Here is a 9,399-nt window from a genome sequence, read left to right as displayed (position 1 = left end):
CATGGCTCGGCGCAGCAGCGCCTGCTCCGCCACGGTCATGGACGCCCATCTGCTCATGACCGGCATGATCGCACGCGATATGCCCGCCTCCTGCCGTCCACCTCCCGTCTCCTAGCCGTCGGCGTGCGGGCGGCTTTGGCCGGCGAGCCGCGCCCTCCCCGTTCGCGTTCCTGCCCGGATCAGGCGGCGCGGCCAGCCTTGAGCTGGGCTGCGGTGTCGACGACGCGGCGGGCCTGGTACCGGGCTGCCTGGAGGGACGGCTCCCCGGGCGGGCCGTCGCCGGCCACGTGGGAGGTGCCGTAAGGATTGCCCGACTGGAACTGAACAGGGTCGGTGTAACCGGGGGGCACGATGATGCCGCCCCAGTGGTAGAACGTGTTTGCCAGTGCCAGGAGAGTGGACTCCTGGCCGCCATGAGCAGTGTTCGAGGCGGTGAAGGCCGAGTACACCTTGTCCGCGAGCTTCCCCTGGAACCATAGGGGGCCGGTGGTGTCGATGAAGGCCCTGACCTGGCTGGCCGGATTGCCGAAGCGGGTGGGGGTGCCGAACAGCACCGCGTCGGCCCACTCCAGGTCGTGGTGGCCGGCCTCGGCGATGTCGGCGGTTTCCTCCAGGTGCCGGGCCCACTCCGGCCTGGCGGCGACCGACCGCGGCGGGGCCGTTTCAGTGACCTTGCGCAGTCGCACATCGGCCCCGGCCTTCTCTGCGGCCTCAGCGGCTGCTTCGGCCAAGGTGTGTACCGTGCCGGTGGAGCTGTAGTAGATGATCGCCACGTTCACGGGTTCCACGAGCTTCTTCCCTTCTGTCGGGTCTGATCAGTACGACGAGGCACCACTGCGAGATGTGAGGTGCTGGGCCGACCTCACACTTCGGTACGCCCGATCGTCGAAGACAGTGAGGCGAAACGCGCGAGGAAGTCGGTGACTGCATGACCCATCCGTCCGGGCCAGGACACGGCCGGCCCGATCCCAGCCCGACCGCGATCATGAGCGAGCGGCATCGGCTGACCAACGTGGCGTACCGGCTGCTGGGCTCTCTGGCCGATGCCGAGGACGTCGTACAGGAGAGCTACGCCCGTTGGTACGCCATGTCCCCGCAGCAGCGAGAAGTCATCGATTCCCCTGGCGCCTGGTTATCGACTGTCGTCAGTCGAATCTGCCTCGATCTGCTGCGTTCGGCGCGGGCCAGACGCGAGCGTTATGTGGGCCAGTGGATCCCCGAACCGCTGCCCGACCGTGCGGAGTGGATCGGCAGGCGGCCGGGCGACACTACCGCCGACCCCGCCGACCGGGTCACCCTCGACGAGTCGGTCGGCATGGCCTTCCTCGTGGTGCTCGAAGCGATGACTCCGGCTGAACGGGTCGTGTTCGTCCTGCACGACGTCTTCCGCTACTCCTTCGGTGAGGTGTCCGAGATCGTCGGCCGGAGCGCTGCGGCCTGCCGCCAGCTGGCCACCTCGGCCCGCCGACGCGTCCGCGCGTCGCAGCCCGGCGCGGTCTCTTCAGCCCGGCGTGCCGGCATCGTCCGGGCCTTCAAGCATGCCTGGGAGGCCAACGACATCGACGCACTTATGGGCCTGCTGGCCCCCGACGCAACGGCGACAGGTGACGGCGGCGGACTCGTCAGCGCCGCGCTCCAACCGGTTGAAGGTGCCGAGCAGATCGCACGCTTCTTCGCAGCTCGGCGCAGTGCGGGGCCCGGCCTGAGCTTGGCGGAACGCACGGTCAACGGTCAGCCGGGACTGATCGTCCAACTGGACGGCGTCACCGTTTCGGTGATGGCTTTCGAGGTCCGGGACGACCGGATCAACCACATCTGGGCGGTCCTCAATCCCGACAAGCTCCGCTCCTGGGCAGCAAGGACGAACGGGTATGGGTAGCTGTCGCCTGCTCGACGGCGACCGTCTTCCCCAGGCCCGTATCCCCGTACACACAGCACATCCCGCGGGACGCACAGCACATCCCGCGGGCCGCAACCGTATGCCCAACTGCCTCCGCCACAGCGGCCGCCTGCCGCGTCGACACCAGCCGGGCCCCCGACACGTACCACCGCACCACCGCCGCCCCGCACCCCAGCATCCGCAGCGCCCTCGGCACCGGCACGTCGGTGGGGCGGCCCCTCGACAACAAGCGGACCACCCGCCCCGTCCACGAGCCCCAAATCCGCCAGCGCCCGGTCATACCTGCTCGGCTCCAGCCCCACCCTGGCCCCCCGCCGGACGGGCCACCTCAAGAACCCGGCCCGCCCTCCCCCCTCTTCCTGCGCCCGGAGCATCCTGCGCCGCAACTCCGCGACGTTCCACGCGGATGCCGGTCTAGGTGCCGAGCAGGATGCCGTGGAGCGACGCACCCTGCCCCCCGGTACCACGCCGGCCTCGCCCGGATGCACGTGGAGGCGACGCAACGCCACATCATCCGCACCCGCCGATGCAGGCACGTGCCCTGGATTGAGGACGTGGAGCTCGCCCATGGCGCGTACCGGTTCGAGCTGTCCTGCTGGTGGCACAAGGCGACGTGGACGAAGGACGTCACGGTCGCTGAGACGGCGACGCTCATGAGGGAGTTCGTCGAGCAGGCGCTTGCCGCCGAGCAGGCCGGCACCGTCGTACCGGCCCCACGCAGCCCGGCGTCGGACACCACGCTTCAGGCGTGACGTCGTCCGGTACGCGAGCGAGTCCCGGACCACATCGGTCCGGGGCTCGCGAGCTGTTCACGATACGGCTGCTACAGCTCGAACTCGAGGTGCTCGATGTCCGTGAGCGCACCTCCTCCAGATTGCCGGCGCGGCGTCCGCCGTCCTGGAAGTACACCTCCTTGAGCGCTTCGGCCGCGATCTCCTGGAGCTGCCGGTCAGTGACGCCGACCTCTGCGGCGACGACCACGGTTTCACCGACTACCCCGCCCTTCCTGCCTCCGCCTGACCTTCCGAAGCCTGGCTGGCCGCATCCCTCGAACCCGCACCCGGAACCGCCGCGGGGACCGGTGCGCTTGCGACGCCACTGGTACACCGTCTCGACGCTGGGGAACCTTGATGAGCGAGGACTTACCGTCCTCGATGTAGACGACGCCGATGTCGGTCGGCACCTTCGCTACGACCCTGCGGACGTTCGAGCCTGGGTGGAGTCCCTGCGTGACACGTCGTGGCTGGGGCGGTCGGCTCCACGACTTCAGAGGTCGTTCTCTTTCCGAACCTCGCTGGTCAGACATGAGATGGCCGCTGTCGCGAGAGTCTCGGTTCGTTGCTGGCCGAGATTTCGTGGGGGTGGCGGATGCCGTCGATGCGGGCCGTTCTGGAAACGCGGCGGAAGGCCGCAGTCGTGCGGGTGGAGGAACTCGAGGCTGAACTGGAGCGGGGGCAGACGGACTTGCGGAGGCGGAGAAAGTCCTCAGACGCCGGGCGATCGGCCTCGAGCAGTATCTGGAGGCGCTGGCCGAGGAGGAAGCACCCGCCGTGGTGGTCGGCGGATCAAGGAAGCCGGTCGGGCCGCGACGCGCGGTGCCTCACAGGGAGAACGCGGCCGGGGTCGAGGACCTGTCGGTGGACTACCAGGCGATCATGGCCGCCGCGACGGCGGCCGGAGCCGACGGGCTCGGCGCCCGGCGGGCTGCGGTGGTACTGGGCTGGGACAGCGCCTCCGCCTCCCGCGTCGAGGGCGCGAGAGCACGTCTGAAGCGGCTGGTGGAGCGAGGCTGGCTGATCGAGGAGAAACCGGGCAGGTTCACGCTGCCCGCGCGGGAACAGCTCGGTGATGATGCTGGGCGGCCAGGCGGCGGTTCATGAGTGCGATCATCGACCACCGGATGACGGCTTCGCTGGTGTCGATGCGTCGTTCATAGTCCCGGACCAGGCGCCGGCTGCGCAGGAGCCAGGCGAAGGATCTTTCCACGACCCGGCGCCGCGGCAGAACCTGGAAGCCGCTGACGTCGTCGTGACGGCGGACGACGTCGAGGACGATTCCCAGGTGCAGGGCGGTCCGGTCGGCCAGGTGGCCGGTGTAACCACCGTCGGCCCAGACCCGCGCCAGCCGCCGAAAGTTCTGCTTTGCCGCGGGCAGAAGCGTCCGGGCAGCGTCCCGGTCGGTCGTGGATGCCGGTGTGACCAGCACGTCCAGGAGAAGCCCGAGGGCGTCGGTGAGCAGATGCCGCTTGCGCCCATTGATCCTCTTGCCTGCGTCGAACCCGGCGTGAGGCGTGGGCGACAGTGGCGTCCGCCTTCACCGACTGCGAGTCCACGACCGCGGCACTGGGTTCCGGGCCGCGGCCCTCGCCGGCGCGGACCGCCTCGCGAAGCCGTTCGTACAACTCGGTCATGAGGCCGGCATCCCGCCAACGGGCGAAGAAGGCATAGACGCGCGGCCAGGGTGGGAAGTCGGACGGCATCGCCCGCCACTTGATGCCGTTGTCGACGAGGTAGCGCACCGCGTCGATCATCTGCCGGTGGCAATGGCTCTCGGGACGGCCGCCGCGGCCTGCCAGCCAGCCCGGAACCGGCAGCAGATCCCGCACCAGGGGCCACTCGCCATCGCTCATGTCCGAGCCATACTGGGGCCGACGATGTGCCCGGTCGACCGCATTACCGAACCTGTGGGCGAGGCAGTCACACCCACGAGTGGACGAACTGGACCCGGCGACCGGTACCACGCGACACTTCGACAACAGGGCCTCTTGCTTCACGCTGGACTCGACATCCGCGAGCTACCAAGAGGCCCTTCCTTCATGCACTCTCACCGGACAACTCACCCGAACCAGGACGCTGTTCGAACCCAGCCGATCACGCAAGCGGATAGAGAACAGGCAGTTAGCCAGCCACTTTGGCGCGAGCCTCGTAGATCACGGCCCCAGCATCGTGCTTTATCGGGCAGGTCCACAGACTGCCCGACGCGCCGGAAGCTTATGGGGCCATGATCACTCGCGCCAAAGCAGCTCCCGGCCGAAGTCGCTACGCCGACCGCGTATGCAGGCGCGAGCTGACGTCCCCACCCTGGCCCGGCTCGAACACGGCTGGCCCCCTCCACAACAGGTCGAAGCTGTGGGGCCGCAGCCACCGACCGACACAGGGCAGGAGCAGGATACCGCTGGAGCCGCGAGCGCCACATCGACCGCATGAGCAGTGATTAGGCTGTTGCTGCTCGGAGGGCTGCCGACCTCCGAAGAGGGCGCTACAAGGCCGTACGTGCCCCCTTGCGTGCCCGATCGGGCGGCGACCGGCGGGGAGCCACGGGAAAAGTCGGCGAGCATACGAAGAACACGCACGTCGGCGTCTCGCCCGCTCAGCCCCGGTCCGCATACGCGATCTTCCGAACTCGCTAGGCGGATCACCTCGGTATCAGTGCGCGAGGGCCGACGCGAAGCCGCCCACAAGGAAGCATGCGAGGCAAGCGATGGGCCCCAACCACTCCGGGAGCCCGAGCGTGCTGCGCTTCTCGAAGCCATGTCCAGCCCTGGGGGCGCCCGCGGCGCGGCGGCGCAGCAACTCCTGCGCGACGGCGTCCCGCTTGGCCTTGCCCGTCAGAGGAGCAGCGTCGAGTGCGGCCACCGGCAGGCGACCGTACCCCGACACGACAAGGGTGAGGGCGCTCCGCCCCTCCAGGGCCGTGATCAGGTGGTAGGGGACAAGGTAGTGCGTGAAAATGTTGTTCACCCGCAAGCGGTCCTGCCCGAACGATACGTAAGGGTTCAGGAACAGCCGCCAGACCATGTACATGCCCAACAGCATGGGAGCCAGCGGGATCAGGCGTGTCATCCAGGAACCGGTCACGGCCGCGTCCTCCTGGAGCAACACCTGCAAGGCCACCATCGCTGCCTGGCCCACAACGGCCACCACCACCTTGGGGGTTCTTCTGATCCTCACCACTGAGCCGGTTCCTTCGTCGTGTCCGTCCGGACAGCCCTACCCCGCCCCTCGACATCGGACGGGGCGAGAAACCTAACAAACGTCGACGACCCCGTCGCTGGTCAGAAGGTTGCCCAATGACGGAGCCGCAGATCGCAGACGGGCGATGTCAGAACTTCGGCTCCTGACGTGGTCCCCGGCCCGTGCCACTCACGTGCCAGAACGGACGGGGACTCACGGGGAACCGGAGCGTGCGCAGGCGACTTCGGCCGAGTCCAGCCAAGGCAGAGAACCGGCAGGTCACGCCCGTGACCGCCCAACCTCGCTCCTAACAGGCCATTTCACTTGGGAAGCCTTCGGTAGCAGATGAGGGCAGCTGCGATCGCGGTGAAGGCCAGGAAGTGGTCGGGCTTGCGCTCGTAGCGACGGTGCAGGCGCCGGCAGCCGGTGAGCCAGGCGATGGTGCGTTCGACGACCCAGCGGTGTCGGCCCAGGTGCGTGGAGTTCTCGATGCCGCGGCGGGCAATGCGAGGGGTGATGCCACGTGTGCGTAACCATCGCCGCGGGTGGGGGTAGTCGTAGCCCTTGTCCGCGTGCAGTTTGGCCGGGCGTCGGAGTCGTGGCCCCCGGCGTGAACGAATCGGTGGGATGCCTTGCACGAGCGGCTGCAGGGCTTGACTGTCATGGGTGTTGGCTGCGGATATCCCCAGCGAGATGGGCAAGCCGCGGCGATCGACGATGAGGTGGATTTTCGACCCGCTCTTGCCACGGTCGGTCGGATTCGGTCCGGTCAGAGGCCCCCTTTGACCGCCCGGACGCTGACCGAGTCGATGGCGCACCGCGACCAGTCCAGCTCTCCATGGCTGCCGAGTTCGTCGAAGATCAGACGATGCAGCTTGGCCCACACGCGAGCCTGCGACCACTCGGTGAAGCGGCGGAAAGCGGTGACGCCCGACGGGCCAAAGCCGGGCGGAAGCTGGTTCCACGTGCAGCCTGACGTGGCAACGAACACGATCGCCGCCAGGACCTCCCGGTCGCCGTGCCTTCTACGACCGCCGCCCTGCGGTCGCACCGGAGCCGGTGGCACCACCCGCTGGAACAGTTCCCACAACCCGTCCGGCACCATCCGCTCGACCACTCGCTCGACACGCGAACAGCATGCCGCAAGATCACACCAAACGAAATGAGCTGTAAAGCGGCGGTCGGTGGCAGACCCATGTGGTTCGACGTACTGACCGGCGTGCGCCCGGATCGTCTGATGCCAACGGCCATGCGTCCTGCCCTACATGGGCAAGGTGCCCCAGGCTGGATGCCCGGCTCAAGGCGGGCCAGTGGGAGGGAAAAGGACCGTGGGTGAGTGGAAGCAGGGCAAGTGTGGTTGGCCGACGGATCGAGGCAGCTGCCGCAACAAGACGATGAAGGGCACGTCGCGTTGCTACCTCCACCAAGGTGACTGGACGAAGCGTGGCCAGGCAGCGTGACAACGCCGACGAACAACGGCGGACGAGCACGAACCTCTGCGACCGTCAGTGCAGGTGAGCGCCACACGAACCCAAGGCCAGGTGCCCACCCAAGTTGCTTCGGGACGAAGAGGTCGTGGGTTCAAACTGCTGCTCTACGAAGTGGGTTGGCTCTGGAGCAGTGTTTCCACCGTCAGGGTTCTTGCCAGCGTGCCGGTCAGCCATTCTGCGAGGTTCACGCCCTGGGGCCAGCACTCGCCCTCATGGCTGCACCACATAGCGCCCGCAGGATCGCGGAAGTCGACGAGCGACCAGATGGTGCAGCCCCAGTCGTAGATCAGCACCAGGCCGGCCGGGATGCGGCCCGACGGATCCGGGCCGTCCTGGTACAGCTCGGCGATGTCCGCAAAGTTGCCCTGCGCGGCCCCACCGCTCACGCCCAGGACTCCTTCGTCCGGGCCAAATCCGCCGTTGGCGACTTCGAGGTACAGACGCCGCAGGAGGTGGGGCAGCGGGAACCCGATGACTTCTTCCGCCGCGACGACAGCCTCCGGTGTTGCAGGCGGTGGCAAAGTCCCCGCCCGGGCTACGCTCCGCAACGCCTCGACAACCTCATCGCCAGTCACCGGCTCAGCATCTCAGCCCGGGTGGTCGTACGTGCCAGATGTGTGCCAGATCGTGCGGGGAACCACGGGGAACACCGGGGACCCAGTCGACCGCCCGCCGGGCACCGACACCGCTCCGCCGCAGGTCAACTAGAGGCGCTCAGCTTCCCAAGCTGGGGGCTCAGGCATCATCGTGGCGGATCAACCGTCGTGGCTTGCTCTGGTCGACGGCATTGGCAACGTGGCTGAGGCTGACGGGGGTGCAGCGAGGCACACAGGGCGCTGACTGTCGTGGACGACGAGGCCGTGCGCCTGGCGGACATCCTGGAGGACTACCCAGACACCAGCGACGTCAGTGACTCCGGTACCCGCAGCGACATCGCCTTTATCGCAACCGGGCGCCCCTAGGTCATCGACTTCCAGGACGGCCCCGGCGGGGAGGTGTTCCAGGAACCCGAGGCCCGCAACCGCGATCTCTTCCACTGGCTGGCCCGGATCGCTCTGCTGCGCCATCCCGGCGACACGGGCGCACATTCCCCACTCCCCGCGGTCGAGCGCTCGGCAGCGACACATAAGCGTCTCGGCCCGCACGGCATCAAGCACGCCACCATCACCCACGCCCTCGCCCGGCCCGACCGCGTGCAGGAGTGGGCCGACCCCAACGACCCGCGCACCACCGCCCGGTACAACCGGCTCCGGGGCGCGCTCGACGGCAGCCCCGCCTACGACGCTGCATCAAGCCCGGCCGGGCTGCTAAATGATGAACCACCGCAGGCCTGACTGCTTACGTGCTCACGGCCGACCTGGGACGGCCGGCTGCCACTCTCGTTCGAGAAAGGCGTGCACGACGGAGTCTCGCCACCGGCCGGCCTTCTGCACGTGCTCGCGGATCGCGCCCTCTTCGACCATGCCAGCAGCAGTCATGGTTTTCGCTGAGGCCTCGTTCAGCGGAGACCGCGCGCCCCAGATGCGGTGAAGGCCCAGCTCCTCAAAGCCCAACCCGAGAAGTAGATGCACGGTCTCCAGGCCGTAACCCACGCCCCATGTATCCGGGCGCAGCGCGAAGCCGATGACGGCTCCGCGCTGCTGGTGAGGATCGATGGCCAGGCGAGCGAAACCGATCAGCTCGCCGGCATCCCGCATGATGACGGCGAGCGCGTACTCCTCACGGGGCACCTTGGTCGCGGCGGCGACGGACCGGGAGACGATCGCCGTTACCTGCTCTCGGGTGCGGGGCTCGAAATTCAGGTGTTCCGTCGCCTCCGGGCTGCCGTAGATGGCGTGCACCGCGCTCACATCGCCGCGAGCCAGTTCGCGCAGTCGCAACCGCGTGCCGAATCGGTTGACCGGGTCCATGCCTCGGACTCTACCCGCGGGGCAGCACCGGCCGGCTGGCCGGGAACGCTTCGATCTCGGCTCGCAGCTCCTTCGCCGTGACCGCCGTCATTACAGGGCCGCTCATCAGGGCGGTGCGCACCCGCATTGCGAGACGATGATGCCGT

Annotated in this window: 9 protein-coding genes and 3 pseudogenes; 4 read left to right on the top strand and 8 right to left on the bottom strand. The window is 68.2% G+C overall.

What is annotated here, in order from left to right; genetic code table 11:
* Nucleotides 1-179 precede the first annotated feature (179 nt).
* A complete protein-coding gene (gene wrbA, locus IE312_RS34580) occupies nucleotides 180-788 on the bottom strand; it encodes an NAD(P)H:quinone oxidoreductase (RefSeq protein WP_189986171.1) in 609 nt (202 codons plus the stop codon).
* Nucleotides 789-928: 140 nt separating this feature from the next.
* Between wrbA and sigJ the strand changes: the two genes are divergently transcribed.
* The gene (gene sigJ / locus IE312_RS34575) at nucleotides 929-1,879 is read left to right on the top strand and encodes an RNA polymerase sigma factor SigJ (protein WP_189986170.1); all 951 of its coding nucleotides are present in this window, start codon (nucleotides 929-931) and stop codon (nucleotides 1,877-1,879) included.
* 503 nt (nucleotides 1,880-2,382) lie between these two features.
* On the top strand, nucleotides 2,383-2,652 hold the full coding sequence (locus IE312_RS34570) for a hypothetical protein (protein ID WP_189986169.1): 270 nt from the start codon (nucleotides 2,383-2,385) through the stop codon (nucleotides 2,650-2,652).
* A 71-nt stretch (nucleotides 2,653-2,723) separates the two neighbouring features.
* Here the strand turns inward: IE312_RS34570 and IE312_RS34565 are convergent.
* Nucleotides 2,724-2,860, bottom strand: a pseudogene (locus IE312_RS34565) (telomere-protecting terminal protein Tpg); the annotation flags it as partial.
* Between the two features lie 417 nt (nucleotides 2,861-3,277).
* Here IE312_RS34565 and IE312_RS43190 point away from each other — a divergent pair.
* Nucleotides 3,278-3,780 (top strand): annotated as a pseudogene (locus IE312_RS43190) (hypothetical protein).
* Here IE312_RS43190 and IE312_RS43185 read toward each other — a convergent pair.
* The 5 genes and pseudogenes from IE312_RS43185 to IE312_RS34540 form a co-directional block, all read right to left on the bottom strand.
* Nucleotides 3,719-4,138, bottom strand: a complete 420-nt coding sequence (locus tag IE312_RS43185; protein ID WP_229900788.1) for a transposase — start codon at nucleotides 4,136-4,138, stop codon at nucleotides 3,719-3,721. The pseudogene IE312_RS43190 and the gene IE312_RS43185 sit on opposite strands and share 62 nt — an antisense overlap.
* Nucleotides 4,139-4,358: 220 nt before the next feature.
* Nucleotides 4,359-4,529: pseudogene (locus tag IE312_RS43180) on the bottom strand (transposase); the annotation flags it as partial.
* Between the two features lie 796 nt (nucleotides 4,530-5,325).
* Nucleotides 5,326-5,850 (bottom strand): hypothetical protein, encoded by a 525-nt coding sequence (locus IE312_RS34550; protein WP_189986168.1) that lies wholly within the window; start codon nucleotides 5,848-5,850, stop codon nucleotides 5,326-5,328.
* A 323-nt stretch (nucleotides 5,851-6,173) separates the two neighbouring features.
* A protein-coding gene (locus IE312_RS34545; RefSeq protein ID WP_370467663.1) for an IS5 family transposase occupies nucleotides 6,174-6,958 on the bottom strand; the annotation gives its coding sequence in 2 pieces (ribosomal slippage) (nucleotides 6,174-6,640 and nucleotides 6,640-6,958; 786 coding nt in all).
* Between the two features lie 489 nt (nucleotides 6,959-7,447).
* On the bottom strand, nucleotides 7,448-7,918 hold the full coding sequence (locus IE312_RS34540; protein WP_189986167.1) for an SMI1/KNR4 family protein: 471 nt from the start codon (nucleotides 7,916-7,918) through the stop codon (nucleotides 7,448-7,450).
* 420 nt (nucleotides 7,919-8,338) lie between these two features.
* On the opposite strand from IE312_RS34540, the gene IE312_RS34535 reads away from it, so the two are divergent.
* Entirely contained in the window at nucleotides 8,339-8,677 is a 339-nt protein-coding gene (locus IE312_RS34535) for a site-specific integrase (protein ID WP_189986166.1), read from the top strand.
* Between the two features lie 12 nt (nucleotides 8,678-8,689).
* Here IE312_RS34535 and IE312_RS34530 read toward each other — a convergent pair whose 3' ends face one another.
* Entirely contained in the window at nucleotides 8,690-9,253 is a 564-nt protein-coding gene (locus IE312_RS34530; protein ID WP_189986165.1) for a GNAT family N-acetyltransferase, read from the bottom strand.
* Nucleotides 9,254-9,399 lie beyond the last annotated feature (146 nt).

Origin of the sequence: Streptomyces capoamus (assembly GCF_014654935.1) — a bacterium.
GTDB classification, from domain to species: Bacteria; Actinomycetota; Actinomycetes; order Streptomycetales; family Streptomycetaceae; genus Streptomyces; species Streptomyces capoamus.
This window is presented reverse-complemented; position numbering and strand designations above follow the sequence as displayed.